The following is a 25,429-nucleotide window of genomic DNA, read 5'->3' as shown; positions in this document are numbered from 1 at the left end:
GAAATATTATTGCTTATACCATTAACAGTGCAGCAGCTGTTTTAGGCAATAAAAAAAACCAGCTTAATAAAGCTGGTTTTTATTTATATAACAAATGTCTTGTTACAACAGTATTACTTATTCACCGTCTAAGAAACTCTTCAATTGCTCAGAACGAGAAGGGTGGCGCAATTTACGTAATGCTTTTGCTTCAATCTGACGAATACGTTCACGTGTTACATCAAACTGCTTACCTACTTCTTCCAAGGTATGATCTGTGTTCATATCGATACCGAAACGCATTCTTAAAACCTTTGCTTCACGTGCGGTTAAGCCCGCTAATACTTCGTGAGTGGCATCTTTAAGGTTTTCTGAGGTTGCAGAATCAACAGGTAATTCACCACTACCATCTTCAATGAAGTCACCTAAGTGCGAATCTTCGTCATCACCAATTGGCGTTTCCATTGAAATTGGTTCTTTAGCAATTTTCAACACTTTACGAATTTTATCTTCTGGCATGATCATGCGTTCAGCTAATTCTTCAGGTGTTGGCTCTCGACCCATTTCTTGTAACATTTGACGTGAAATGCGATTAAGTTTGTTAATCGTTTCAATCATATGTACTGGAATACGAATAGTACGCGCTTGGTCAGCAATTGAACGAGTAATCGCTTGACGTATCCACCATGTTGCATAAGTTGAGAACTTATAACCACGACGGTATTCAAACTTATCAACTGCTTTCATCAAACCAATATTACCTTCTTGGATTAAATCCAAGAACTGTAAACCACGGTTAGTGTATTTTTTCGCAATTGAGATAACTAGACGTAAGTTAGCTTCAACCATTTCTTTCTTAGCGCGACGAGCTTTCGCCTCACCAATTGACATACGACGGTTGATATCTTTAATACCATGAACATTTAGGTAAGTTTCTTCTTCTAACATGTTCAATTTATAGATACAGCGTTCAACATCTAATTCAATATCTGAAAGCTTTTTAGAATACGACTCACCAGCAGCTTTTTGTGCTTCGAACCAATCTTTAGAGGTTTCGTTGCCTGGGAATATTTTAATAAAGGTTGCTTTTGGCATGCCTGCGCCAACAACACAGTGCTTCATGATCAAACGTTCTTGTACGCGCAAACGATCCATCACGCTACGCATGTTTTTCACTAAGCGGTCGAACACTTTTGGTACAATGCGGAATTCTTTAAATACTTCCGCTAATGCGTCAATTGCTACTTGTGCATCAGCATGGCCACGGCCTTTTGCTTTGATAACACTATTAGCATTTTCGTACGCAGCGCGTAAGGCATTGAATTTTTCGCGAGCTTCTTCAGGACAAGGACCAGTATCTTCTTCTTCTTCGTCTTCATCATCGTCAGACTTATCTTCGTCTTCTAACTCTTCTTTCGATAGTTCAGAGCCGATATGTGTTGCCGCGGCTGGAATTTCTTCATCTTCAGCGTCAGGGTCTAAGAAGCCAACGATAATATCACTTAAGCGTACTTCTTCAGCTTCAAAGTTATCCCATTGCTCAAGTAAGTAGTTAATGGCTGGTGGGTATTCAGAAACACTGCGTTGTACTTCTTTAATACCTTCTTCGATACGCTTGGCGATAACAATTTCGCCTTTACGTGTTAGAAGTTCTACCGTGCCCATTTCACGCATATACATGCGAACAGGATCAGTTGTTCGACCAATTTCACTTTCAACAGTAGCAAGTGCCTGGGCAGCCGCTTCAGCAGCATCCTCATCAGTATTACCTTCTGTCATCATTAACGTATCGTTATCTGGCGCAGTTTCGAATACTTGAATGCCCATGTCGTTGATCATTCTAACAATGTCTTCAACTTGGTCGGAATCGATTATATCTTGCGGAAGATGGTCGTTAACTTGTGCAAAAGTTAAATAACCTTGCTCTTTACCTTTGGTTATTAACTCTTTAAGTCTAGATTGAGGGGCTTGATCCATTGACGAGTGTCCACCTATTTATGGCTATCAAAAATACAACAGTAAGCCGGAAATTATAGCGAAAACTTTACTATATTACCAGCGATAAACTGCACTTCTATTTGTTTAAATATAGTACAACTATATTCGTTTTATGCGCTTAACAAACCGTGTAATTCTAGCTTCTCGGTTTTATTTAAGCCGCCGTTACGTTCTTTTTCCAGTAATTGCTCTGTTCTTTGTTCAATAAAAACATTTAAAAAGTTTTCAATTAAGTCAAGGAACATACTTTCTGCATTTTCTGGCTCAACATGATGTTCTAAGCACATCAGCTTTGTTAGTTGTTTTCCGGCGTCCTGGCCTCTAAAGTGTTCAATCAATTGCGCACTATTCACTTTTGAATTTTGTTTACACAGCGCCAAAAGCTGGTTCAGCAGTGGAATTCCTGGCATATTCAATTGTTGTAATATGGCAGGATCTGGCAATACTTCTACTATATGGGGATGCTCTAGTAATAATGCAATAGCAAGTCTTACTGGTGTTATTTTTGGTTTAGCAACTTTGGGTTTATTACTGCTCTGCTGTGAGAAGTTTTGTTGTAATTTTTTCAGTTGCATCTCATTATTGGCGCCAAACTGATTGGCTAACTTAGTAACGATGGCATCTTTTAAGTTACTTTCAGGCAATTTAGCTAAATAGGGTTGAAATGCCCCAACTGCCGCGCCTTTGCCTTCTGCCGAAGACATATCTAACTGGGTTAATAAATGATCGAATAGAAATTGTGATAAAGGTGTGGCTTTATCTAAGATGGCTTCGAACGCGGCTTGGCCTTGTTCTCTAATTAACGAGTCGGGGTCCTCACCATCAGGTAAAAATACAAACTTTAGACTATAACCGTCTTGGATCATGGGTAGGGCATTGTCCATCGCTCGCCATGCCGCATCACGACCCGCTCTATCGCCATCGTAGCAACATATAACTTCTTTGACGGTGCGAAATAAGGTTTGTAATTGTTCGGGGGTTGTTGCTGTGCCCAGTGAAGCTACGGCATAGTCAACACCATGTTGGGCAAGGGCTACAACATCCATGTAGCCTTCAACAACGACCAAACGAGTTAGTTGCTTAGTGGCTTGTTTTGCTTCATACAGGCCGTAAAGTTCTTGGCCTTTATGGTAAATTCTGGTTTCAGGTGAGTTAAGGTATTTTGGCGTACCATCACCTAATACCCGACCACCAAAACCAATGACACGGCCACGTTTATCTCGAATAGGGAATTGTATTCTGCCCCTGAACCTGTCGTAGGGTTTGTTTTTATCGCCTTGAATCGCCATGCCTAAATCAACTAACTGCTGATTAATTTGACTACTACGACCAAACACTTTCATCATGCCGTCCCAGGCATCGCTGATATAGCCAATGCCAAAACGTTTAACGATTTCACCACTTAAACCACGACCCTTTAAATAATCAATAGCGGTGTTTTTATCTGTGGCAACTTTCAATTGCTGTTGAAAGAAGCGACTGATTTGTGCCATCAACTCGTAATCATCTTGCTTTTGAATGTAGGCTTTTTGGTCTTGCTTTTGTTGTGCCGGTGTACGGTTTGACTGCTCACGTGGCACATCCATATTATAGTGAGAAGCGAGTTCTTCTACGGCATCGGGAAATTCTAAACGGTCAAACTCCATTAAAAATGAAATGGCGTTACCATGTTCGCCGCAACCAAAGCAGTGATAAAATTGTTTGTCCTGACTAACACTAAATGACGGGGACTTTTCGGTGTGAAATGGACAACAAGCTTGGTAATTTTTGCCGGCTTTTTTCAATGGCACACGAGAATCTATTAATTCAACAATATCGGCACGTGCCAATAAATCATCAATAAACTGTCGGGGGATCATGCCAGCCATAATTACCTATACACTGAAGTAAAGTTCTATTCTACACAAATAAGCAGGGTAAAATAGTGGATTTTTGTACGCTAGTTAAAATAAAACCGCGAGGCCTAAGCGATCGCGGTTTTATTTCTTTTTGAGCAAGTTTGCTCAATAGAATATTTGACTAACTGTTTAAGGCCGCTCTAACTTGGCCGCTTACTGCGCCTAGGTCTGCTTTACCTTGCATTAACGGTTTTAACACCGCCATTACTTTACCCATATCAGCCATTGAAGCTGCACCGGTATCAGTAATTGCTTTTGCAATCAGTTGTTCAATTTCATCTGCAGATAATGGTTGTGGCAGAAAATCTTCTAAGGCGACAACTTCTGCAGCTTCATTTGCTGCTAATTCATCGCGACCACCTTCACTAAACATTTTGATAGACTCTTTACGCTGCTTAACCATTTTGGTTATCACCGCAATGATATTGTCATCAGTTGCTTCGGTATTGTGATCAATTTCTGCCTGTTTTACTGCAGATAACGCCATGCGAATAACACCAAGACGAACTTTGTCTTTGGCACGCATAGCATTTTTCATTTCATCTTTAAGCTGACTAAGTAGACTCATGATTTAATACTCTCTTAAGTTAACTCAGTTGACTTATAAAAATACTAAGAAATCTTAGTACATGCGAACGCGACGAGCGTTCTCACGAGAAACTTTTTTAGCTGCACGTTTTACTGCTGCTGCTTTTTTACGCTTACGTTCCCAAGTTGGCTTTTCGTAAGATTCGCGACGGCGAACTTCTGAAAGGATACCTGCTTTTTCACATGAACGTTTGAAACGACGTAGTGCAACGTCAAATGGTTCGTTTTCTCTTACTTTAATTACTGGCATGTACTGTTTTACCTTAGTATATATCTATATAAATCGGTGAATAACTTCGGCTTATTGCCTTATCATCACCCGCTCTATTCAAAAATTGGTGACATATTCTAATGCGAACAACATAACAATGTAAAGCAGTAATGACTTTTTCAGGTGATTATCTGGTTGTCAGGTTATTTACGACGGCAAAGACAAGATTAATGTTGATGAATACAAGGTCGAGGTTGTTCTAAATAGCGGCCAATAGTAAAACTATTTTAATAACTTTTACGCTATAAATTGAAAGATCGTCGGCTGCTAGGTAAAATCTCCGCAAAATGACGACTGCAAGTGCAATGGTTATACAGTCTGTCAATATTCTTTGTTGAAGTAACACGTCTAGGTAAAACAAATTATGCGAATTTTAGGTATTGAAACCTCTTGTGATGAAACCGGTATTGCGATTTACGATGACGGTCAAGGTGATTTACCTGAAGGAATAGTCGCGCACAGATTATATAGCCAAATAGCGGTTCATGCTGACTACGGTGGTGTCGTACCAGAGTTGGCATCGCGTGATCATGTGCGTAAAACCATTCCTTTAATAAAGGAAGTATTGGTGGACGCTAATTTAACCCCTGCTGATTTGGACGGTGTTGCATACACCGCTGGACCGGGATTAGTGGGTGCGTTGTTAGTGGGGTGTTCAATTGGTCGAAGTTTAGCTTATGGTTGGGATTTACCTGCGGTACCTGTTCATCATATGGAAGGACATTTACTTGCGCCAATGTTAGAAGAGAATGTGCCTGACTTTCCTTTTGTCGCGCTATTAGTTTCCGGTGGCCATACCATGCTAGTGCGTGTAGATGGTATTGGAAAGTACGAAATGTTGGGGGAATCGGTGGATGATGCCGCTGGTGAAGCCTTTGATAAAACGGCAAAATTATTAGGCTTAGATTATCCTGGTGGCCCAGTGCTTGCGAAAATGGCAGAGTCAGGCCGTAAAGGGCGTTATAAGTTTCCTCGTCCGATGACAGATAAACCTGGTTTGAACTTTAGCTTTAGTGGCTTGAAAACTTTTGCTGCTAATACTATTCGTAAGGAAGAAAGTGCTGAATTAACGCCCGAGCAAAAAGCGCAAACGCAAGCTGATATTGCTTATGCTTTTCAAGACGCCGTAGTTGATACCTTAGCAATAAAATGTAAACGGGCGTTAAAGCAATGTGGGCTAAATCGCTTAGTGATTGCTGGTGGTGTCAGTGCCAATAGTGTTCTACGAGAAAAACTAGCGGACATTACTAAAAAGCTTGGCGGTGAAGTGTTTTATCCTAGACCAGAATTTTGTACCGATAATGGTGCGATGATCGCCTATGCGGGTCTTCAACGTTTAAAATCTGGTGTTGATACAGACTTAACCTTTAAAGCAACGCCACGTTGGCCTTTAGATACATTACCTGCAGTATAATCGTTAATACCACAGTAGCTCATTTAGTCTAAAAAGAGTTACTTCTTATTAAAGGATATTTTGCTTTCTGTGCCTTTAATGAGTCTGACAATATTTTCTTTATGACGGAAAATGATCAACCCTGACAGCATTAGCACTGGGTATACGTAGATCGGTTTTAGTAGCCAAGTATAAAGTGGTGCAAGCGATACGGTGACAATCGCTGCTAAGCTTGAATAACGTGTTATTTTCGCAACTAATAGCCAGGTCAGCACTAATAACCCGCCTAAATCTAAGCCAATGGGTAATAACACGCCAAATGCTGTGGCAACGGCTTTGCCTCCAGAGAACTGGAAAAAAATAGGGTACATATGCCCTAAGCACGCGGCCACAGCTATCACACCTAGATACAATGGTTCTAAGCCTAAAAAGTAGCCGCCCCAAACTGGTAAAGTACCTTTTAAGATATCGAAAAATAATACTAAAGCTGCAATAAACTTATTGCTAATACGCAGAACATTGGTGGCTCCGGGGTTATTAGAGCCGGTAGTACGGGGGTCGGGTAAGCGAAAGAGTTTACAAAGTAAAATGGCACTAGAAATTGAACCTACTAAGTAAGCCACAATCACCATGAGCAATGTAATAAGTAAACTACTGATAATAAATCCTTTTCATATTCAAGCGGGTAATTTAAACAATACCTTGCTTGGAAATATATCTGAGTTCTCGCAAAACTGCTGATAAAAATAAATAACAGATTTTCAGCATTGTAGCGTGATGTTCACTAGTTTTTCTAGGCCTACACAGGTAAACTCGCCATTTATTTTGTAAAGCAAGTCGTATGTGGTGTTTGCTCAGTAAAATTAAGGCAATCTCCTTAACAATTCTTGAATATTTAAAGGGTTTAGCGTGGATAAAGTTTATATTGAAGGGTTAACCTTTCAAACCACCATTGGATTCTACCAGTGGGAAAAAGAAATAAAGCAAACCTTGGTGATTGATCTCGCTATGGGATGGAATACTGCCATCGCTGCTGAAAACGACGAACTTGCTAAAACCTTAGATTACGCAGAAATATCTGAAGAGATAGTTAAATTTGCCAATAATAACCCGGTTGATTTAATTGAAACACTTGCTGAACGTATCGCCAGCTTCTTAATGGCGCAATATCATATTCCCTGGCTACGATTGAAATTAATGAAACCAACGGCTGTGCATAATGCGACAACGGTTGGTGTGGAAATAGAACGTGGTCAGGTAACTAATGGCTGAAATTTACATTTCACTTGGCAGTAACATTAATCGCCAATACCATGTTGAAAAAGGCCTAGATGCCTTAGCTGAGCTATTCGGCTCGTTAAGCTTGTCTTCGTTATTTGAAAGTGAAGCGGTAGGTTTTGCCGGCAAACCGTTTTATAACATGGTTATTGGCGCAACGACTGAACGCTCATTAACAGAGGTGGCGCAAGCTTTAAGGGATATTGAGTATGCTAATGGCCGCAGTAAAGATGCCAAGAAGTTTAGCCCAAGAACGTTAGACTTAGACTTGTTACTTTATGATGATGTGATCGCTAAGCAACCGGCACAAATTCCACGCGATGAAATAACCAAAAACGCTTTTGTATTATGGCCATTAGCCGAAATTGCTGGTGAATTAGTGCACCCTGTAATCGGTAAAAGCTATCAAGCGTTATGGCAAGAATACGATAAAAACCAACAACAATTAAATAAAGTGCCATTAATGTGGTCAGAAAAAATAGGGACATAAAGTAGTATGAGTACCATCGACGTTTTTATATTAGCGCTAATTCAAGGACTGACGGAGTTTTTACCGATATCGAGTTCTGCGCATTTAATTCTGCCTTCAGCGGTGTTTGGCTGGCAAGATCAAGGACAAGCACTTGATGTTGCTTTGCATGTTGGTACCTTGCTCGCGGTTGTACTTTATTTTCGTAAAGAAGTTGGAAGTATGGCTGTTGCATGGTTTGGTACTGTTGGTATTGGCCCTGAAAAAAACAACCATAGCTTCGATGGTAAGCTTGCCTGGTGGATTTTACTGGCATCAATTCCGCTAGGTCTTGTTGGTTTGTTAGGAAAAGACTTTATTGAAGAAAATTTACGTTCAGCCGCCGTTATTGCAATTACGACTTTGGTATTTGGTGTATTACTGGGTTTTGCTGATATTAAAGCGAAAGAGAATGTTAGCGTTGAAAAGTTGGGCTTTAAAGGCGCAATGATTATTGGTTTAGCACAAGCTATTGCTTTGATTCCTGGTACATCGCGTTCGGGTATTACCATGACTTTAGGGCTTATGTTGGGACTAAGCAAAGAAAATGCTGCGCGCTTTTCATTTCTACTATCAATTCCTGCCATTATTATGACCGGCGGCTATTTAACCTATAAATTGGTAACTTCTTCGGAGCCTGTTGATTGGAACACCTTAGGTTTAGGTAGTGTTTTGGCATTTTTCAGCGCTTATGCCTGTATTCATTACTTCCTAATTTTAGTGGGTAAACTTGGCATGATGCCATTTGTGATTTACCGCTTAATACTTGGTGCTGGTCTGCTTTGGTTTGTGCTTGGATAATTGCTACAATACGGCAAATTTTGAAACACGCTTTGGCGCGTTTTTGTTATAAATAAAAATGTAACTATTTCAGCGTTAACTTTACGCATAATAGAGATTTTATCTACTCTGGCAGTACTAAGGGACTATTTGGCTTATTTAATAAACGAGCTAAACTTAGGTCCTAATTGACTTTGGTAGATATTCACCTGATTAAAAGTGAGAGTGTTGATGGATTTGTCTTTAACTGAAGAGCAAATGATGATTCAAGATATGGCGAAAAAGTTTGCAGAAAGTGAACTGGCGCCTGTGGCAGCGCAGCTTGATGAAACAATGGATCAAACGCTGTTTTTAAACAACTTAGCGCAATTAACCGAACTCGGCTTTATGGGCTTAAACATTAAAGCTGAATATGGCGGAGTAGAAGCCGGTAGCGTTGCCTTTAGCTTAGCTATCACTGAGCTTGCTCGCGCATGTGCTTCAACAGCAGTCACGACATCAGTTACTAATATGGTTGCTGAAGTTATTCAAGCGGTCGGTAATGAAGAGCAAAAACAAAACTATTTACCAAAAATATGTAGTGGAGAGTACCGTGCTGGCGGTTTTTGCTTAACAGAAGCCACTGCAGGCTCAGATCCTGCGGGCATGAAAACTCAAGCCGTTAAAGATGGCGATGAATACGTTATTAGTGGTAGTAAGCTTTACATAACCAGTGGCTCTTTTGCTGATGTCTTTGTTGTGTGGGCGGTTACCGACCCTGAGGCGAAAAAGGGTAAGGGCATTTCTTGTTTTATTGTTGAAGCTGGCACGCCAGGTATGACGATTGGCAAAGCCGAAGATAAAATGGGCCAAAAAGCCTCGCCAACCAATGAAGTACATTTTGATAATTGTCGTGTACCAGCATCTGCATTAATGGGTACTGAAAATAAAGGCTTTGGGGTTGCGGTTGGTGAATTAGCTGGTGGCCGTATTGGTATTGGTTCATTAGCTTTAGGTGTTGGGCTTGCTGCGCTAGATTACGCCAAAGCTTATATTGTTGAACGTAAACAGTTTGGCCAATCAATTTCAAACTTCCAAGGTTTACAGTGGAAGTTAGCTGAACGCTATACAGAAATGGAAGCAGCGCGCTTGTTATTAATGCAAGCGGCGTATACCAAAGAACAAGGGCAACCATTTGGCCCAGCAGCTTCAATGGCGAAACTATTTGCTACTGAAAATGCTAACAAAGCTTGTTATGACGCTTTGCAACTAATGGGCGGTGCGGGTTATATCAAAGAATATCCACTTGAGCGCATGGCGCGCGATGTCCGTGTTACTTCTATTTATGAAGGCACAAGTGAGATTCAAAAAGTGATCATTGCCCGCGATTTATTGCAAAACATGTAATTTAACTCGTGACAGAAAACGGATAAAAGCTTAGCTTTTGTCCGTTTTTTTATAGCTGATTATTGAGTTTGCTACTACAGGAAGACGGCAGCCATTTGTTGACGTCCTTTTGGTATTTTTCTTGCCAAATTTTAGCGGCATATTCTTCGCTGTGATTATCAACAACCCGTAGTGTAGAAGCATCAGCAAGCATTGCGGTTGTTAAGTTGATATTTTTTACCAGTTGAAAAACACACGGAGAGTGCTGTTCTAGTTTTGGCCAAACCGCTTTTTTTAGCCAACCATTGCTTGGGTTAGCGCAATCTTTTAATCGATGTTTATTAAGACCCCAACTCGCTTTGGTTTCACAGTCAGGGTGATAAGCTGGAAATTTAACGAACTTGCCGCTAATTTTGCTATCAGTCCAGTTTGGCGTCCAGTTTAGCAACATTATTGGCTGTTGCTGCTGGATTGCTTGCATGAGTTGTTGCCAAACTTGCGTGTCATTTTCAAAACGATGAATGGTAAAGTTTAAGTCCAGTGCTCGAATGATATCGCCATCACCATAGTTCCAAGGACCGGCATAATAAACACCCTTGCCATTTGATGTCGAGTTAGAAAATATCTCAGCACAAGCGTTCATTGCCTGCCAATCAGGTAGGCCAGGGCAAAGCTCTTCTACATAGTCGGGATACCACCAATCCTCTTTTCCTATCGCATTATGGGTACCAGCATCAAGGATATGATTTTGTTGTACCATTCGCTCGAATTCTTTCGCCATGGATACCTGCCAAACCTCAAGCTGAATATGTACTAAACCTTTACGTAAGGCACCCCATTGATCTGTTGAACTAATATTTTTGTATTCAACATGCTCGCCAAGAGATTGCACCATAGTGCCCAATGCTTTTGAAATTACTCGCTGACTGGCCCAATTATTCAATGGCAAAATAATAGTTTTTGGCTCGGCTTGCTTTGTTGAGGCTGATTTAGCCTCACTACAAAGTACAGTATTGGCAGTTAACAAAGTGATCAGTAAAAGGCATTTGCGCATATAAATAAACAGTACTATGAGTGATTAAGTAAATTGAGTTGTGGGCAGTATGTTAAAAACTAACAGCTAAATTATCGCTAATTATTATCAGAGTTAATAGGACCCTTGTGTTTAAATTTGTATAAATAGGCATTTCTTATGACGAAAAATAATACGGTTAATTACTCACTTACTTTTATTGTACTAAAAATATTGTTTCTAGCCATTCATACTTTGCTTTTAGGTTACGGCCTTGGTTAAATAACAAGGCTCTTTCTAACAATTTTCATATTTCCAATGGCGAGCTTTACCTTCACTTATCCATTCTAATGCCGTGGCTAATCTTGAGACTCGAGTTGCTTCTCGCTTGGCCGAAGTTAGCCACTCAATATAATCCTTTTGTTTTGAATAACTAAAATCATTGAATACTTTTTTTGCGGTTGGATTCTCTGCGAGTGCTGATGTTAAATCCTCGGGTATCACTAAGTCCGCTTTATCTTTACGTACGACTTTCCTCTTTTCGGTATGACTAGTGTTGTTTAATGCGATGGCTTGCTGCACATAGTTGATCAGAATGTCATCCACAGGTACATCGCTAAGCTTGGCAAACTTGAGTGCGGCCAACTCATTGTTTTCGCTTGCAGAGAATATTTGTGCGTTATCATTTAGTAACTTACCTTTAAAAAAGGAAAAATTAACATGTTTTTTAAAGGCAGCAATCGCACAAACTAAACCGTTATTTTCGAAACATGGATGACGCCACTTAATTGTTTCAGAAACACCACTTGAGCTTTGATGGATAATGTCACGCAGGTGCAAAATAATTTCTTGGGCAAAGGGTTCTTGACGGCTTATATATTCGTCTACGGCGTTGTTTTTTGGCATGGCGTTCTCGTCTGTAGCCTTTTCCGAACTATAAATATTAATACAGAAATGAAGCTTATAATTAAAGAGTATTATCGATATGACATCAAATCACAAAAATAAATATTTGTTCAATAAGCTTGTTTAACCATAGTTTTGCCCCCAATTAAATGGCATATCTTAAATTTATCTGGAATTGTATTGATGACAAATTCGCTTGCTATCACCCTTGAAAACTTCCAACAAGTCGTATTAGAAGAATCGAAAGCTAAATTGGTACTGGTAGATTTTTGGGCTCAACAAGTGCCTGAAAGTATTGAACTGCGCGATAAACTTGCCAAGATGTTGGAAAATCATGGCGAGACTATACTTTTTGCTACTGTTGATTGTGAAACACAAGGTCAAATTGCCCAGCAATTCGGTATCCAAGGTTTACCAACCGCTATTTTAGTCAAGGAAGGGCAGCCGCTTGATGGCTTGTCTGGCCCACAAACGGACGAAACCATTAACGAATTTTTGGCTAAATACCTGCCTAAGGAGCAAGACTTATTGTTAAATCAAGCTACTGCTTTGTTAGCTGAAAGTAAGGCTAGTGACGCTTTTAAGCTTATTGAACAGGCCTACCAACTTGATAGTGAACGGGCTGATATTAAATTAGTTTTGGTTGATGTTTATTTGCAAATTGGCAAAGTGGCAGAAGCAGAAACAATATTATCAAGCATTAAGATGATAGATCAGGATAGTTACTATCAGTCATTAGTGGCAAAACTTGAACTAGCAAGTCAAGCAGCAGACTCGCCAGAAATTCAAGCGCTAGAACAACAATTAGAAACTGACCCTGATAACATTGATGTACGACATCAATTGGCAGCTCAGTATAGCCAAGTTAACCGTCATGAAGATGCGCTAGTGATACTGTTTTATTTAGTGCAAAAAGATGGTTCAGACATGGTCAGTAAAGATTTACTGCTAGACGTACTAAAGTCGTTACCTGAGGGGGATACTTTGGCTACTAAATATCGCCGTAAACTTTATACCTTAATGTATTAGCTGCCATTAAACGACGATTGCTGTTTAGAACAGAACATCATTTACGACCAATAAACGCCCTATCTGAGGGCGTTTTTTATCACCTTATTCTTTGGCTTGTTTTGAAATTAAGCCGCTTCTTTAAGCAAGTAAGAAAATTCTTGTAGAAATTTTTGAATTTTTCTTGCAACGACTAATTGGCAATATTGATTATCAGGATTGTTAGTAAAGTAGTCTTGATGATAACTTTCGGCGCTGTGAAAGTTATTTACTGCTTTTACCTTGGTAACAATAGGGCTGTCAAAGTATGCATCTGCGGTGAGTTGGTTGATCTTTTGCTCAGCAGCTGTTTGCTGAGCTTCATTGTGTACTAATATTGTTGAACGATATTGACTGCCAATATCATCGCCTTGGCGGTTTAGTGTCGTCGGATCATGTATGGCAAAAAATACTGTCAATACTTGCTCAATTGATAATTGGGCACTATCAAAAGTTAACTGTATAACCTCAGCATAGTTTGTTGTGCCAGAGCATACTTGTTGATAACTCGGATTGGCAATATCACCATCAGCGTAGCCACTGATGACGGATTTCACACCAATAATACGAGAGAATATATTCTCAACACACCAAAAGCAGCCAGCGCCTAATGTTATGGTTTCAATGCTCATTGTTGATATTCCTCTCGCTTTGGTGTTTTACAATTTATTCTTCTTAGATTAAAGACTTTTGGACGTCTAAAGCTCTATTTGCTAAATTTAGCATTCAGCCATTTAGATGTCTATATGTTTTTTTGAGAAAAACCAAAAAATAAATGTGAAGTGTGTGAAGTTAGTGAATGATGTTGAGAAAGGCATCTAGAGCTTAGCCTAGATGCCTTTGGCTGTGGAGCTTATACAGCTGTTGGTTTACATGTTGTAGGCAATGTGTTGATGAAAGCGCAGTATAAATTCATCTTTATCAGTTGGAATTTCTAATTCGGTTGCCAGCAGGCGCATTGCTTGCTCTATTTGATTAACAAATTTGCCATAGTTTTGTTCTTCACCGTTGTGACAGTTTGCCACGAAGATCAGCTGAGCATTATCGACCAGTTCATCAGCATTCCATTTACTGACAATGCCACAAGGACTTTGTTTTGGGTTGTAACCTAACATTTGTAATTCACCCACTTTGGAAACTATTTCATGCAAACTATGCCTGACAATCGGCACTAAGCCATTTGCAATTAAGGCGCCGTTGTTTAAGTTGAAGCGCTTGGCGACTAATGAAAATGTGTCGGTTAAGTAGGTATACAGCGGGTTGTAAGGATCTGCTGAGTTAGCGTCGATATCGACTAGTTGTGAGATACGGTGGTTCAGGGTTAAATTAATCACGGCATAAGTGATGGAAGATAAACCGGCAGGCAATGTCACCTCTTGGCTAGCATAGCGTTGACTTATTGGCCTAAACTTATGGGCTTGGCTATTGTTACAGCCTTTATTTTTTGAAAATAAATCATAGGTAAGGTGTTGGTGATCCCGTAGACGAATTTTATCCAATGGTAATTGTATTTGTTGTGCAAAGTCCTCTAATAAATTTTTGACTCGTTGATGAAAGTTTGCCGCGCCAGAGCGAATATCCGTGCCAGAGGCCAAAAATACTAAGGTAATTTTTTTCGCTCTGACATTGGCATCAAAAAATGAATTCTGGAGCACGTGCTGCAAAGGATCATAATAAAAAATAATTTGCTGGCTAGTTTGCCATTGATGCATTTCTTGGCTGTAACGCACGCGAACGAGTTTATCATTGGCAACGAATAAGCTATTACTGACGGCGTAATCATTACTGAGGGTAAATAGTAAGTCGGCTAAGCTTTGGTAGCAGTGATAGAAGTTGTTAGCATTTGCCGGCGAAGACATTTGTGAAAGTAGTTGATCTGATAAGGCAAATTCAGCCAAAATATACTGATTATCACGAGCGTCACCTGGAATATAGGCTTTTTGCCCTGCGTTGCGTTTCCTAACTATTGACATAAAAATTCCCTGAAAAATTTGAGTATCACCTTGATACCACTTAAGTTGCGAGAAATTATAAGTAATGCTTGTGACAATTTTATGTCAATAACATCGCTGGTTGATATGTCGTAGAGATGAGCAGGTCTTAGACGGAATATAATGTTGGAATTTTAATGAACAGAACGAGAAAAAAATGTCGATAGCAAGTCATGCAGATTTATTGGCTGCAGTTAATCAAGTGATGCCGTTTGGTAAGTATAGCGGCAGAAAATTACTGCAATTGCCCGAGCCCTATTTAGTTTGGTTTCATGGCAAGGGCTTTCCTGAAGGAAAGTTAGGGCAACAATTAGCATTAATTTATGAGGTTAAGCTAAATGGTTTGGAAGAGATGCTACAACCGTTATTAAGAGATTAATACTGCTGCTATGCAACTAAATTGTTATCGAATTTTATATTTTAAGATCTGTTTGATATATATTTTTTAGCTAACAATTTGTTTTCTAATGCTTAGTTTTTTTGTGCTGTTTTTCATTATTTCTTTATCAATAAAATTTTCTGATGTTTACAATTTTCTCAGGCGGGCTAGCTTGCTTTCAGAAAAAAACTGATCTTAAATTAATTGTCGGCTGTAGTTAAGTTTCGACCGTAAGATAAGAAATCACTAAAAATTATCAGATGGTAAGAGGTTCAATTCATGAGAAGACAGAAAAGAGATAAATTAGGAAGAGCATTTTCAAATGGCTACCAAGCAGGCCTTTCTGGTAGAAACAAGGAAAATTGTCCGTATCAAAATAATAATGCGAAATCTGAATGGCTTGGTGGCTGGCGTGAAGCTGTTACAGAACGAAGTATGGGGTTATTTAAATAACGTCTAAAAAGGCTAAATAGCTAATAAATTTACCCAAATGAAAAAGCCCTCAATGTTGAGGGCTTTTTCACATCATATCTTAAGTTGTTAAGCTCAAAAATGTTTCATGCTCGAAAATAAAATCAATAATCTTCACTAGCTAATGGTGAGTTGCAAGCGGGGCAGTTTTGTTGTTTCTTTATCGATAATTGTTGCCATGAATTATGCAAGCCATCAAAGATATTTAATTGATTAGTCATTACGTCGTTGCCGGTAATGAATTTTATTGCCTGCAACGCTTGTAAACCACCGACAATCGCTAAAATCGGGCCTAATATGCCTAAGGTTTGACAGTTATTTTCAGGTGCCTTTTTATTAATAGGGAATAAACATTGGTAGCAGGCACTATCTTCAACCGTGGGATCGACAAACATATATTGGCCATCAAAGCCGGTAGCAGCGCCGATAATCAAGGGCTTTTTATGCTCTAAACACTTTTGATTAATTAAATAGCGCGTGGTGATATTATCTGTGCAATCAAGTATTAAGTCGACAAGTGGGAAATAATAATCGGCCAGCTCTTTGTCGAGCATTTCATCTAGCACTTCAATATCTGTTGCACTATTTTGTTGTTTAAGTTGTTCTGCTGCCGTATCCGCCTTAGCTTGTGAAACTTGCGACTCGTTAAAAAGAACTTGTCGAGGTAAGTTACTAATATCTATGCTGTCGCCATCGACTAAGTAAAGCGTGCCAATACCTGAGGCATTTAAGTATTGGCTAACGGGGTTGCCTAAACCGCCTATACCAACAATCATCACTTTGGCATTTTTTAACGCTTGTTGACCGTGTTCGCCAATGCTTTTTAACATGGTTTGACGACTAAAGCGTAATTGCTCTTGTGGACTAAGCATAAGTTGAAGGCTCCGTTGCATGAAAGCTATGTACAGCATTGGCTTTAAATTGAATATATACCGATAAATTTAGTGTTAATGCCATTCGCTTTGCTGACCATAAGCTGATTTGTGCATAAAATTTTTGCTCGGCACATTGTACTGTGACAAGCGCCGTGGTGTCGCGGTGCTTTATCGCGGTAATCGTCGCTGCTAATTGATTAACGATTGAGCTATGTTCGGGTTTGGTGGTGCTAATGCTAATATCTCGGGCATAAATAATACAAGGTAATTTCTTACCTAACATGACTTGGTGTTTATCATGATTTAGCAAAGGTAAATAAATACTTTTTACCTTGCTGTTATTAGCATTGTTGTCGCTAGACAATAATAAACGACTAAGACCAAAATCTGATAAATGCTCGGCAATGGTTAATGATAAACTAGTTTTAGCGGCAACTTCATTATGATTGTTAAGCTGATGTATAGCTTGATGAATTGGTGTTACTGAGCTCATTCTACCGGCAGATATAATGATCATTTGCTCGGTAATAAATTGCAGCTCACTAATACTGTGACTGACATAAAGCATAGGCAAGTTAAGTTGCTGCTGAATCGATTTTAGTATTGTTAACATTTGTGATTTAGTTTTTTTATCTAAGGCACTAAATGGTTCATCAAGTAGTAATAATCTCGGTTCCGCTAGTAAGGCTCTGGCAAGGGAAACTCGCTGCTTTTCACCGCCAGAAAGCCTAGTTACATTTTGATGTTGTAGCTGACTAAGTTCAGTTAACGCTAATACTTGTTCAATGCTTAATTTTCCTGACAACTTTCGTTTTGCTGCGTAGGCCAAATTTTCATATACCGTTAAATGGGGAAACAGCCGACTGTCTTGAAATATTAAGCCAATTTTTCTGTGCTCTGGTTTAATGAAGTTTTTACTGGCAGTATTTTGCAGTTCGTTTTCATCGATGGTTATTTGCCCTGTCGCTACTTTTTCAAGCCCGGCAATAATACGTAACAGTGTTGATTTTCCAGAGCCAGACTGGCCGAATATTCCAATAATGCCAGAAAGCTCAATGGTATTTTCGATAGCTAAGTTGAAATGCTCAAAAGCGATATCAATCGACATGGCTAATGTTGGCGCCTTGTTGGTGGCTGTTGAGCTGAATATATCTGTCATGACTTTTGAGGCTTATGCTTTTTTGTCGATGATCTAGGGTTGAATTTCCCACCGAGTAAGTAGACGAAAGATAATAAAAGTAGTGAAGAAATTAATAAGCCGGCAGATAAAATATGGGCGTTAGCATAATTAAACGCTTCAACATGATCGAACAAGGCAATCGATAGCACCCGAGTTTCGCCCGGAATATTGCCACCTATCATTAACACCACGCCAAACTCACCGACGGTATGTGCGAAACCTAAAGCGGCGGCGGTAATAAAGCTTGCTTTGGTCAGCGGAAAAACAATGCTAAAAAATCGATCAATAGGCCCGGCGCCTAACATGGCTGCAGCTTCAAGGTAGTGTTCACCAAGTTGTTCAAAAGCTTTTTGTAAAGGTTGTACCACAAACGGCAATGAATAAAGTACAGAGCCGATAACGATAGCGCTAAAGCTAAAAGCAAGCTGACTACCTGTTGCTGTTTGCCATAATTGTCCCGGTAAGGATTGTGGCGAAAAAGCCAATAATAAATAGAAGCCTAAAACCGTTGGCGGTAATACTAAGGGCAGGGCAACAATCGCTTCAAAAATCACTTTCAAGCGACTTTTCATATTCGCCAAATACCAGGCTAACGGCGTTCCCAATAGCAACAATATTAATGTGGTGATGGCGGCCATTTTTAAGGTGGTGGTGAGGGCTAATATATCGGCGGCAGTGCTTGTCATTTTAGTTAACCCCCTTGCCATTAGAATTTGTATTTGTAGTGGGGTTATTGCTTGGTAAATAGCCTAATTTTTCTAACTTCACTTGCGTTGTCTTATGCAGTAAGTAGTCGCTTATTTGTTGAGCATTTCTTACTTGTTTGCTGCTTTTAAGTATGACTAGTTGTTGCGCGATAGGTTGATAATAGCGCGCTGGAATAGCAACACCTTCTAGTTGATTCATTTTCAACTGGCTCAATGCCACTATGCCGATGGGCACCGCTTGACTGCGCACTTGTTGAAAGGTTTGATTGATATTAATACCGGTAACAACTCGGCTTTTTAGTGCTGACCATAATGACAAATGCTGTAGTACTTGTTGTGCGGCTTTGCCATATGGCGCGGTATCTGGATTAGCTATGGCCAAGTAACCTGAAAAGCTATTGAGCTGATTTAAATCATTAACTTCTTCTGTTGCTGACCAAAGAGCTAGCTGGCCAAAGGCATAGGTTTTACGGCTATTCGATACAATAAGTTGTTTTTGCTCTAATCTTTCAGGGCGAATACTGTCTGCGGCTAAAAACAAATCAAAAGGAGCACCGTGCGTTATTTGTTGATAAAGCGTACCCGTGGCCGCGCTGATTATTTGATATTTTATCTTGTCTTTATTTGGGAAATCGTTCAGCAGCTGTTTTAGTGTTGGTGCAAAGTTCGCTGCTACCGCGATACGCAGTGGCGTAGTTTGTTTTGGTTGTTCATTAGCAACAATATGGCTGCTACTAAAAAATAGCCATAATAAACTAAGTATGTAACCTTTTTTGAACAGGCCTTTCATCGAATAAAAGAGGGGCAGCGTCGTTAGTTAAAATTTAAGTGTGGTACAAAATTACAAGGACGGTGACTAGCATCAAGTTGTTCAACAATTAATTTGTCCCAAGCGGTTTTACAGGCATTGGTTGAACCTGGAACTGATAAAATAACTGTACGGTTTGCCATGCCACCAAAAGCACGAGATTGAATGGTTGAGGTACCAATTTCAGCTAAAGAAATGGTTCTAAATACTTCACCAAAACCTTCGATATCTTTATCAAATAACGGTAATAGTGCTTCAGGCGTGTTGTCTCTTTCCGTGAAGCCTGTGCCACCTGTGGTTAATACTATTTGAATATTTTCATCGGCAATCCATTTCGATACTATCGCACGCAGTTGGTAGACGTCATCTTTAGAGATTTCTTTTGCGGCTAGCTTATGACCGGCGGCTTGTAAGCGCTCGACTAGGGCTTGCCCTGAAGTGTCGTTATGTTCTTCGCGCGTATCTGATACGGTTAATACGGCAATATTTAATGGTACGAATTCGTCGCCACAATGAATACTAGACATGAGTTTTCCTTTGCAAAGAGAGTAAATGTTGCGCCTGTTGCCACTGCTCAGGCGTATTGGTATTAAATAAGCTATTGCTATTGTTAGCTTGAATGACTTTATGAGGTATTTGCTTGATAAGGCTTTTGACTGACGGCCCCGATAAACCACGCTTACTGCTATTTTCTTTAGTGCTAGGCAAATTGCTATCGGAGGTTTTTGTAATACTTTTTAGCTGAAGCGGTTGTTGAAAAAATTGTTCAACAAAAGCGTTAACCGGTAAATATAGCGGTAAGTAGTTGTCAGCAAAGAAACAGGCACTTTGACTTAGTTCGCCAATTTGTTTTAATTTTGCCAGCTCTTCAGCAGTCATTAACGGTAGGTCAATCGGTAATACTAATAGTGCTTTAGGCTTAAACTGGCGAATGACACTTTGTATGCCGCCAAGCGGACCAATATTACTGACAATATCACTAACGCCGTGTTCATCACCACTAACAATAACATGTGAACTACCTGCATCTTTAAGTAGTGATTTACTGTAGCTCAACATGTCTTGCTGATTGCGCTGCAAGTGCGCTTTGTCTTGTCCCATACGAGAAGACTTACCGCCCGCTAAAACCACACCCAAACAAGATTGAAAAAGTAGATTTTCCGTGTTCATTAGCCACCCAACATGGCGAGGTTTTTAGTCGCGCCGGTCATTTTTTCATGGAGAAAATGGGTTTGTTTTTTGTCTGTCATCATATTGCTAATAGCATGCTTTAATGGCTCGGTATTATCGTCTTGTAAATAATCTTTTAACGACAAACCTTGCTCGGTAAATAAACATAAATGTAATTTACCTAAAGAGCTGACACGTAAACGATTGCAGCTATTACAAAAATCTTTTGAATAGGGCATGATTAAGCCAATTTTACCAGCATAATCAGGGTGATAAAACTCTTGTGCCGGGCCTGACGCTTTATCATTGATGACGGGTAACCAACCGTCAAGTATCAAGTTTTGCTTAATACGAGAGCCTTGTACGTGTTGGGCGTCAAAAAATTCTTGGTTGTCACCTGTTTGCATCAGCTCAATAAAGCGCAATGTCACAGGCGTGTCTTTTAACCAAGCCAAATAACTGGCAATGTCATAACCATTATATTCACGCATTAACACTGTGTTAATTTTAATATCGGTACTGCCTTCGGCCAGCGCCATATCAACACCTTTGAGGATATGCTTTAGCTTGTCGTGACCGGTGATGGCGTGAAATTGCCTCGGGTCTAAACTATCAATACTGATATTGATGGCGTCAATGCCCGCGTCTAGCCAGCTAGGTAAGTGCTCAGGGAGTTTAAAGCCGTTACTGGTAATTGCCACTCTTTTAATGCCGGGTGTTTGCTTACATTGGGCAATAACATCGGGTAGGTCTTTACGCAGAGACGGTTCGCCGCCGGTAATACGAATTTTTTCCGTACCCATGTCGGCAAATGCTGAAGCTAACCGGGTAATTTCAGGTAAGGTCAGGAATTTTCTATCGTGGTCGCACTGGTAACCGTTGGGTAAGCAATAGTTACAACGAAAATTACATACGTCAGTGATAGATAGGCGCAAGTAGTAAAACTTGCGTCCGAAGTTGTCTGTTAACATGTCACCTTTCCAATGTCGGGAGGCAAACAAGTTTCCTCGTTAGCCCTGGCAAACACAAAATAAAATTTGGTTTACGGCTATATCAGCGTGCTTGAACAAAATCGTCAGGTTTAGCGGAAATAGCTCGGCGAATTTCAATGATTTATTAATTTATATCATATAATCACAAGCATAGTATGATTATGATCAATATAACAGATAAAGACCTGAATTATGTTTACTTAGCTTCAATGTAAGCGAATTCATCGTAAAAATGTTTTCATTATGTGAAATAGAAAATTTAAATTGGAAGAGTTTATTATGGTTGATTGTTGTTCTGCCCCAGGATTAATGCCATTCGCACAAGCGCTAGAAACAATGCTTGGTGAAATTACTGCTATTACCGAGATTGAAATGACTTCGTTAGATCAGGCTTTAGGTCGGGTTCTGGCCGATGATATTGCTAGCCCGATGAACGTACCGCCACATAATAATTCAGCGATGGACGGTTATGCGTTTGCCCATGAGAGCTTAACGTCACAAGAACATTTGAGTTTAGTTGGGCGCTCTATGGCTGGCCAACCCTTTGACGGTGTTTGTGACAAAGGGGAATGTATTCGAATTATGACCGGAGCAAAGTTACCTGCAGGTTGTGATACGGTTGAAATGCAAGAAAACTGTCAAGCAAGTGACGATAGTGTCCGTTTTTTGGAAAAGCGTAAGTTGGGTGACCACGTACGCTATGCTGGTGAAGACATCACCAAAGGGGATGTTGTTTTTGCCAAAGGCCGTCGTTTATCGGCAATTGATATTGGTGTTTTAGCCTCGCTCGGTATTAATGAGATACAAGTTTTTCGCAAGTTAACCATAGCCTTGATAGCCACAGGTGATGAACTAAAAGCCTTAGGTGAACCGTTGGGTAATGGTGACATTTATGAAAGTAATAGTTATGCGTTAACGGGTATGTTGAAAAACCTGAACGTTAATATTATTGATTTTGGCGTGATTCAAGATGATGAAGAAGCGATAAGACAAGCGTTTATAGCGGCAGATGAACAAGCCGATGCGGTGATCTCTTCTGGTGGTGTCTCAGTAGGTGATGCCGATTATACCAAAATGGTGCTTGAGCAATTAGGCGAAATTGCTTTTTGGAAAATAGCCATGAAGCCGGGTAAACCATTTGCGTTTGGTAAACTGCCAAATAGTTATTTTTTCGGCTTACCGGGTAACCCAGTTTCCGCTATGGTTACCGCTGATTTATTAGCAATGCCAGCGTTAATGAAGTTGCAAAGCTGTCATGCTAAGCCAGCGACAATGATGAAAGCGAAGAGTTTGTCTGATTTACGGAAGTCGCCGGGTCGTATGGACTTTCAACGTGGTATTTTATCGCAAAATTCAGCGGGCGAATTAACGGTAGATACAACCGGAAGTCAAGGCTCTGGCATTTTAACCAGCATTGCTTTTGCCAACTGCTATATTGTTTTACCTTCTGAGCAAGGCCGCGTAAATGCTGGTGAAATGGTTGATGTGCGCTTGTTTGAGCGCTTTTACTCTTAGCATGTTAACTCACTTTAAGAGCAAAATAATTGTCTAAAACAATTTACTTTATTCCCGGCACTATGTGTGACGATCGCCTATGGCAGCCTACCTGGCAGCTATTGGGCGAACAATCTATGCAAGATTGTCAGCTGGTGCATTTGCCGATACCTACCATTGGGAGTATGAATGACGTCGTTGGGGAAATGGCAAATAAAATAGTCGCAGATGAGGCGATATTAGTGGGCTTTTCACTTGGCGGTTATATCGCTAGTGCCATTGCATTGCGCATACCTGATTCGATAAAGCACTTAGTTATTGTATCTAATATGCCAAAAAATTTACCTGACAGTGAAATAAAGCAGCGACAACGTACGATTGCTTGGATAGCCAAGCGAGGCTATTCAGGGATACCCAATAAACGCATTGAGGATTTATTGCATCCTAATATTAAACAAATTAGCGCTGAAGAGTTTGTTAACATAAAAAACGTGATTGTAAAGATGGATCGAGATTTAGGTGTTAGTGTTTTATTGCACCAACTCGAAGTTTCTATGTCTCGGCCAACTCTACTTAGTCAACTATCGAAGCTAAGTCTCCCGATAAGCTTTTTGATTGGTGATGTTGATGCGCTGGTTGATATACCAGCAATGACGCAGGAGTTTGATGGTGCTAATCATATTGCAATTGATAAAATTAAAAATACTGGCCATATGCTGCCATTAGAATCCCCTCAAGCATTGGCTTCAGCGTTAACAAAACTATTATCTGGTCAATAAACAGGTTTTAACTTCGAGAGATAATAGAGCGATTATCGTGTTATACGTTCAGTGTTTACTAATTTAAATGGTTTAAAGCTGTGCTTGCGTATAGGAAAAAGTGTAAAATAGCCGCAATTAAACATTACGCTAGGATTTTAGCCTTGAGCGACAGCAAATTTTCATCATTACCTCTACAAACGGCCCTTTTAGATAACTTGGCAACGCTTGAATACCACTCTATGACTGAGATACAAGCACAAAGCTTACCCGCTATATTAGACGGCAAAGATATTATCGCTCAGGGGAAAACTGGCTCGGGGAAAACCGCAGCATTTGGCTTAGGTTTGTTGAATAAGTTAAAAGTTAAAAAGTTTAGAATACAAACCTTAGTGCTTTGTCCTACGCGTGAATTAGCTGACCAAGTAGCAAAAGAAATCAGGAAGCTTGCCAGAGCAATTCATAATATTAAAGTGCTAACCTTATGTGGTGGTATGCCTTTTGGGCCGCAAGTGGGGTCACTTGAACATGGTGCACATATCATCGTTGGCACACCTGGACGCATTGAAGATCATTTAGGCCGCGGCACGTTGTCACTTGAGCACGTTGATACTTTGGTGTTAGATGAAGCTGATCGTATGCTAGAAATGGGTTTTCAAACCGCGCTAGATAATATCGTCGGTAACATTCCTGAGCAAAGACAAACTTTGTTATTTAGTGCGACGTTCCCAAAACAAATTCAAGTAATTGCCAATAAGTATTTACAAACGCCAGAAGTAGTGAAAGTAGAGTCTACTCATGCGAGCAATACTATTTCTCAGCATTTTTATCATGTGGAAAATGATGAACAACGCTTAACTGCGGTACGTTTATTGTTATTAAAGCACCGACCTGAGTCGAGTGTCATCTTTTGTAATACCAAAATAGAAACACAAAACGTTGCCAATAAATTAGCGGCGTACGGTTTTGGCGTAGTTGCTTTACATGGCGACATAGAACAAAGAGATAGAGATCAAACCTTGGTGCGTTTTGCTAATAAAAGTGCTTCAATTTTAGTGGCGACCGATGTTGCGGCTCGTGGATTAGATATTGATGCACTTGATGCGGTCTTTAACTACCATATTGCCCACGATAGCGAAGTGCATATTCACCGTGTTGGACGTACCGGTCGAGCGGGAAGTACCGGCTTTGCATTTTCTTTATTTAGTGACAAAGAGCGCTATAAAGTTGGATTGTTGGAAGACTATCTAGAACGAACTATTGAAGGTGAGGTTTTACCCGAAAGTGAAGTATTGCAAAGTGGCGTATTTTTACCAAAAATGACCACAATACAAATTGATGGCGGTAAGAAACAAAAAGTTCGCCCTGGCGATATAGTGGGTGCGTTAACAGGTGACAATGGCATTGCCTTTGAACAGTTAGGGAAAATTCAAATGGGCCCAAATTGGGCTTATATAGCGGTTGAAAAAATGGTAGCTAGAAAAGCATTAAATAAGCTTATTAATGGGCAAATTAAAGGTCGTAAATTTAGAGTTAGAGAATTAACCTAATTGCTCCTTTTTATTATTGATAGGTAATGCA

27 protein-coding genes and 1 riboswitch are annotated in these 25,429 nt (G+C 39.9%); of the genes, 11 read left to right on the top strand and 16 right to left on the bottom strand.

Annotation, left to right across the window (positions count from 1 at the left end):
• Positions 1-117: 117 nt before the first annotated feature.
• The 4 genes from rpoD to rpsU all read right to left on the bottom strand — a co-directional run bounded on the left by rpoD (position 118) and on the right by rpsU (position 4,713).
• The gene (rpoD, locus tag AC27JP_RS19335; protein WP_487117569.1) at positions 118-1,956 is read right to left on the bottom strand and encodes an RNA polymerase sigma factor RpoD; all 1,839 of its coding nucleotides are present in this window, start codon (positions 1,954-1,956) and stop codon (positions 118-120) included.
• A gap of 131 nt (positions 1,957-2,087) precedes the next feature.
• A complete protein-coding gene (gene dnaG, locus AC27JP_RS19330; protein WP_487117568.1) occupies positions 2,088-3,845 on the bottom strand; it encodes a DNA primase in 1,758 nt (585 codons plus the stop codon).
• A gap of 151 nt (positions 3,846-3,996) precedes the next feature.
• Entirely contained in the window at positions 3,997-4,443 is a 447-nt protein-coding gene (locus AC27JP_RS19325; RefSeq protein ID WP_487117567.1) for a GatB/YqeY domain-containing protein, read from the bottom strand.
• 54 nt (positions 4,444-4,497) lie between these two features.
• Complete coding sequence (rpsU, locus tag AC27JP_RS19320; protein ID WP_011045067.1) at positions 4,498-4,713, bottom strand: 30S ribosomal protein S21; 216 nt, start codon at positions 4,711-4,713, stop codon at positions 4,498-4,500.
• A gap of 385 nt (positions 4,714-5,098) precedes the next feature.
• On the opposite strand from rpsU, the gene tsaD reads away from it, so the two are divergent.
• Complete coding sequence (gene tsaD / locus AC27JP_RS19315; RefSeq protein ID WP_487117566.1) at positions 5,099-6,148, top strand: tRNA (adenosine(37)-N6)-threonylcarbamoyltransferase complex transferase subunit TsaD; 1,050 nt, start codon at positions 5,099-5,101, stop codon at positions 6,146-6,148.
• Between the two features lie 38 nt (positions 6,149-6,186).
• Here the strand turns inward: tsaD and plsY are convergent, their stop codons facing one another.
• Positions 6,187-6,771: a glycerol-3-phosphate 1-O-acyltransferase PlsY gene (gene plsY, locus AC27JP_RS19310; RefSeq protein WP_487117615.1), complete on the bottom strand. Its 585-nt coding sequence runs from the start codon at positions 6,769-6,771 to the stop codon at positions 6,187-6,189.
• Between the two features lie 265 nt (positions 6,772-7,036).
• Between plsY and folB the strand changes: the two genes are divergently transcribed.
• The 4 genes from folB (at position 7,037) to AC27JP_RS19290 (ending at position 10,079) form a co-directional block, all read left to right on the top strand.
• Positions 7,037-7,399, top strand: a complete 363-nt coding sequence (gene folB, locus AC27JP_RS19305) for a dihydroneopterin aldolase (protein WP_487117565.1) — start codon at positions 7,037-7,039, stop codon at positions 7,397-7,399.
• Complete coding sequence (gene folK, locus AC27JP_RS19300; RefSeq protein WP_487117564.1) at positions 7,392-7,895, top strand: 2-amino-4-hydroxy-6-hydroxymethyldihydropteridine diphosphokinase; 504 nt, start codon at positions 7,392-7,394, stop codon at positions 7,893-7,895. Before folB ends, folK begins: the two co-directional genes overlap by 8 nt.
• Before the next feature lie 6 nt (positions 7,896-7,901).
• Positions 7,902-8,714 (top strand): undecaprenyl-diphosphate phosphatase, encoded by an 813-nt coding sequence (locus AC27JP_RS19295; RefSeq protein WP_487117563.1) that lies wholly within the window; start codon positions 7,902-7,904, stop codon positions 8,712-8,714.
• Between the two features lie 210 nt (positions 8,715-8,924).
• Positions 8,925-10,079, top strand: a complete 1,155-nt coding sequence (locus AC27JP_RS19290) for an acyl-CoA dehydrogenase family protein (protein WP_487117562.1) — start codon at positions 8,925-8,927, stop codon at positions 10,077-10,079.
• Positions 10,080-10,128: 49 nt separating this feature from the next.
• Here AC27JP_RS19290 and AC27JP_RS19285 read toward each other — a convergent pair whose 3' ends face one another.
• Together AC27JP_RS19285 and AC27JP_RS19280 are read right to left on the bottom strand one after the other, a co-directional pair.
• Entirely contained in the window at positions 10,129-11,112 is a 984-nt protein-coding gene (locus tag AC27JP_RS19285) for an ABC transporter substrate-binding protein (protein WP_487117561.1), read from the bottom strand.
• 255 nt (positions 11,113-11,367) lie between these two features.
• Entirely contained in the window at positions 11,368-11,976 is a 609-nt protein-coding gene (locus tag AC27JP_RS19280; RefSeq protein ID WP_487117560.1) for a YdeI/OmpD-associated family protein, read from the bottom strand.
• Positions 11,977-12,159: 183 nt separating this feature from the next.
• Between AC27JP_RS19280 and AC27JP_RS19275 the strand changes: the two genes are divergently transcribed.
• Positions 12,160-13,005, top strand: coding sequence for a tetratricopeptide repeat protein (locus tag AC27JP_RS19275; protein ID WP_487117559.1), 846 nt, complete (start codon positions 12,160-12,162; stop codon positions 13,003-13,005).
• Positions 13,006-13,112: 107 nt separating this feature from the next.
• On the opposite strand, the gene msrA is transcribed toward AC27JP_RS19275, so the two are convergent.
• Together msrA and AC27JP_RS19265 are read right to left on the bottom strand one after the other, a co-directional pair.
• The gene (msrA, locus tag AC27JP_RS19270; RefSeq protein ID WP_487117558.1) at positions 13,113-13,655 is read right to left on the bottom strand and encodes a peptide-methionine (S)-S-oxide reductase MsrA; all 543 of its coding nucleotides are present in this window, start codon (positions 13,653-13,655) and stop codon (positions 13,113-13,115) included.
• A 237-nt stretch (positions 13,656-13,892) separates the two neighbouring features.
• Complete coding sequence (locus AC27JP_RS19265) at positions 13,893-14,996, bottom strand: DUF3083 family protein (RefSeq protein WP_487117557.1); 1,104 nt, start codon at positions 14,994-14,996, stop codon at positions 13,893-13,895.
• Between the two features lie 175 nt (positions 14,997-15,171).
• On the opposite strand from AC27JP_RS19265, the gene AC27JP_RS19260 reads away from it, so the two are divergent.
• Positions 15,172-15,393, top strand: coding sequence for a DUF3820 family protein (locus tag AC27JP_RS19260; protein ID WP_487117556.1), 222 nt, complete (start codon positions 15,172-15,174; stop codon positions 15,391-15,393).
• Between the two features lie 279 nt (positions 15,394-15,672).
• Positions 15,673-15,846: a ribosome modulation factor gene (rmf, locus tag AC27JP_RS19255; protein ID WP_487117555.1), complete on the top strand. Its 174-nt coding sequence runs from the start codon at positions 15,673-15,675 to the stop codon at positions 15,844-15,846.
• Between the two features lie 122 nt (positions 15,847-15,968).
• Here rmf and AC27JP_RS19250 read toward each other — a convergent pair whose 3' ends face one another.
• From AC27JP_RS19250 to moaA, 7 genes are all read right to left on the bottom strand, one after another.
• Positions 15,969-16,736, bottom strand: a complete 768-nt coding sequence (locus tag AC27JP_RS19250; RefSeq protein WP_487117554.1) for a HesA/MoeB/ThiF family protein — start codon at positions 16,734-16,736, stop codon at positions 15,969-15,971.
• Positions 16,729-17,898 (bottom strand): molybdenum ABC transporter ATP-binding protein, encoded by a 1,170-nt coding sequence (modC, locus tag AC27JP_RS19245; RefSeq protein WP_487117553.1) that lies wholly within the window; start codon positions 17,896-17,898, stop codon positions 16,729-16,731. The genes AC27JP_RS19250 and modC overlap by 8 nt, the downstream gene beginning before the upstream one ends.
• A complete protein-coding gene (modB, locus tag AC27JP_RS19240) occupies positions 17,895-18,605 on the bottom strand; it encodes a molybdate ABC transporter permease subunit (RefSeq protein ID WP_487117552.1) in 711 nt (236 codons plus the stop codon). Before modB ends, modC begins: the two co-directional genes overlap by 4 nt.
• Position 18,606: 1 nt before the next feature.
• Positions 18,607-19,416 carry a molybdate ABC transporter substrate-binding protein gene (modA, locus tag AC27JP_RS19235; RefSeq protein WP_487117551.1) on the bottom strand — a complete coding sequence of 270 codons (810 nt, stop codon included), beginning with the start codon at positions 19,414-19,416 and terminating at the stop codon, positions 18,607-18,609.
• Between the two features lie 23 nt (positions 19,417-19,439).
• Positions 19,440-19,961, bottom strand: coding sequence for a molybdenum cofactor biosynthesis protein B (gene moaB, locus AC27JP_RS19230; RefSeq protein WP_487117550.1), 522 nt, complete (start codon positions 19,959-19,961; stop codon positions 19,440-19,442).
• A complete protein-coding gene (gene mobA, locus AC27JP_RS19225) occupies positions 19,954-20,604 on the bottom strand; it encodes a molybdenum cofactor guanylyltransferase (RefSeq protein ID WP_487117549.1) in 651 nt (216 codons plus the stop codon). The genes moaB and mobA overlap by 8 nt, the downstream gene beginning before the upstream one ends.
• Positions 20,604-21,575, bottom strand: a complete 972-nt coding sequence (moaA, locus tag AC27JP_RS19220) for a GTP 3',8-cyclase MoaA (RefSeq protein ID WP_487117548.1) — start codon at positions 21,573-21,575, stop codon at positions 20,604-20,606. The genes mobA and moaA overlap by 1 nt, the downstream gene beginning before the upstream one ends.
• Positions 21,562-21,717, bottom strand: a riboswitch (molybdenum cofactor riboswitch). (Overlaps the previous gene by 14 nt.)
• Before the next feature lie 158 nt (positions 21,718-21,875).
• Here moaA and moeA point away from each other — a divergent pair.
• The 3 genes from moeA to dbpA all read left to right on the top strand — a co-directional run bounded on the left by moeA (position 21,876) and on the right by dbpA (position 25,398).
• Positions 21,876-23,111, top strand: coding sequence for a molybdopterin molybdotransferase MoeA (gene moeA / locus AC27JP_RS19215; RefSeq protein WP_487117547.1), 1,236 nt, complete (start codon positions 21,876-21,878; stop codon positions 23,109-23,111).
• Between the two features lie 29 nt (positions 23,112-23,140).
• On the top strand, positions 23,141-23,869 hold the full coding sequence (locus tag AC27JP_RS19210) for an alpha/beta fold hydrolase (protein WP_487117546.1): 729 nt from the start codon (positions 23,141-23,143) through the stop codon (positions 23,867-23,869).
• 143 nt (positions 23,870-24,012) lie between these two features.
• Positions 24,013-25,398, top strand: coding sequence for an ATP-dependent RNA helicase DbpA (dbpA, locus tag AC27JP_RS19205; RefSeq protein ID WP_487117545.1), 1,386 nt, complete (start codon positions 24,013-24,015; stop codon positions 25,396-25,398).
• The last annotated feature ends 31 nt before the right edge of the window (positions 25,399-25,429 follow it).

This window comes from Colwellia sp. SU-HH01172 (genome assembly GCF_057553355.1).
The sequence above is the reverse complement of the archived record's forward strand: the minus strand, read 5'-3'. Positions and strand labels throughout refer to the sequence as shown.

What these genes read in the sequence shown, in the direction of transcription:
- AC27JP_RS19280 (WP_487117560.1), bottom strand. Translation starts at nt 11,976, where the DNA reads ATGCCAAAAAACAACGCCGTAGACGAATATATAAGCCGTCAAGAACCC.
- AC27JP_RS19325 (WP_487117567.1), bottom strand. Translation starts at nt 4,443, where the DNA reads ATGAGTCTACTTAGTCAGCTTAAAGATGAAATGAAAAATGCTATGCGT.
- rmf (WP_487117555.1), top strand. Translation starts at nt 15,673, where the DNA reads ATGAGAAGACAGAAAAGAGATAAATTAGGAAGAGCATTTTCAAATGGC.
- msrA (WP_487117558.1), bottom strand. Translation starts at nt 13,655, where the DNA reads ATGAGCATTGAAACCATAACATTAGGCGCTGGCTGCTTTTGGTGTGTT.
- AC27JP_RS19275 (WP_487117559.1), top strand. Translation starts at nt 12,160, where the DNA reads ATGACAAATTCGCTTGCTATCACCCTTGAAAACTTCCAACAAGTCGTA.
- moeA (WP_487117547.1), top strand. Translation starts at nt 21,876, where the DNA reads ATGGTTGATTGTTGTTCTGCCCCAGGATTAATGCCATTCGCACAAGCG.
- AC27JP_RS19250 (WP_487117554.1), bottom strand. Translation starts at nt 16,736, where the DNA reads ATGCTTAGTCCACAAGAGCAATTACGCTTTAGTCGTCAAACCATGTTA.
- rpsU (WP_011045067.1), bottom strand. Translation starts at nt 4,713, where the DNA reads ATGCCAGTAATTAAAGTAAGAGAAAACGAACCATTTGACGTTGCACTA.
- rpoD (WP_487117569.1), bottom strand. Translation starts at nt 1,956, where the DNA reads ATGGATCAAGCCCCTCAATCTAGACTTAAAGAGTTAATAACCAAAGGT.
- folK (WP_487117564.1), top strand. Translation starts at nt 7,392, where the DNA reads ATGGCTGAAATTTACATTTCACTTGGCAGTAACATTAATCGCCAATAC.
- moaA (WP_487117548.1), bottom strand. Translation starts at nt 21,575, where the DNA reads ATGTTAACAGACAACTTCGGACGCAAGTTTTACTACTTGCGCCTATCT.
- modC (WP_487117553.1), bottom strand. Translation starts at nt 17,898, where the DNA reads ATGACAGATATATTCAGCTCAACAGCCACCAACAAGGCGCCAACATTA.
- AC27JP_RS19265 (WP_487117557.1), bottom strand. Translation starts at nt 14,996, where the DNA reads ATGTCAATAGTTAGGAAACGCAACGCAGGGCAAAAAGCCTATATTCCA.
- AC27JP_RS19260 (WP_487117556.1), top strand. Translation starts at nt 15,172, where the DNA reads ATGTCGATAGCAAGTCATGCAGATTTATTGGCTGCAGTTAATCAAGTG.
- modB (WP_487117552.1), bottom strand. Translation starts at nt 18,605, where the DNA reads ATGACAAGCACTGCCGCCGATATATTAGCCCTCACCACCACCTTAAAA.
- moaB (WP_487117550.1), bottom strand. Translation starts at nt 19,961, where the DNA reads ATGTCTAGTATTCATTGTGGCGACGAATTCGTACCATTAAATATTGCC.
- tsaD (WP_487117566.1), top strand. Translation starts at nt 5,099, where the DNA reads ATGCGAATTTTAGGTATTGAAACCTCTTGTGATGAAACCGGTATTGCG.
- AC27JP_RS19295 (WP_487117563.1), top strand. Translation starts at nt 7,902, where the DNA reads ATGAGTACCATCGACGTTTTTATATTAGCGCTAATTCAAGGACTGACG.
- dnaG (WP_487117568.1), bottom strand. Translation starts at nt 3,845, where the DNA reads ATGGCTGGCATGATCCCCCGACAGTTTATTGATGATTTATTGGCACGT.
- mobA (WP_487117549.1), bottom strand. Translation starts at nt 20,604, where the DNA reads ATGAACACGGAAAATCTACTTTTTCAATCTTGTTTGGGTGTGGTTTTA.
- modA (WP_487117551.1), bottom strand. Translation starts at nt 19,416, where the DNA reads ATGAAAGGCCTGTTCAAAAAAGGTTACATACTTAGTTTATTATGGCTA.
- AC27JP_RS19285 (WP_487117561.1), bottom strand. Translation starts at nt 11,112, where the DNA reads ATGCGCAAATGCCTTTTACTGATCACTTTGTTAACTGCCAATACTGTA.
- AC27JP_RS19290 (WP_487117562.1), top strand. Translation starts at nt 8,925, where the DNA reads ATGGATTTGTCTTTAACTGAAGAGCAAATGATGATTCAAGATATGGCG.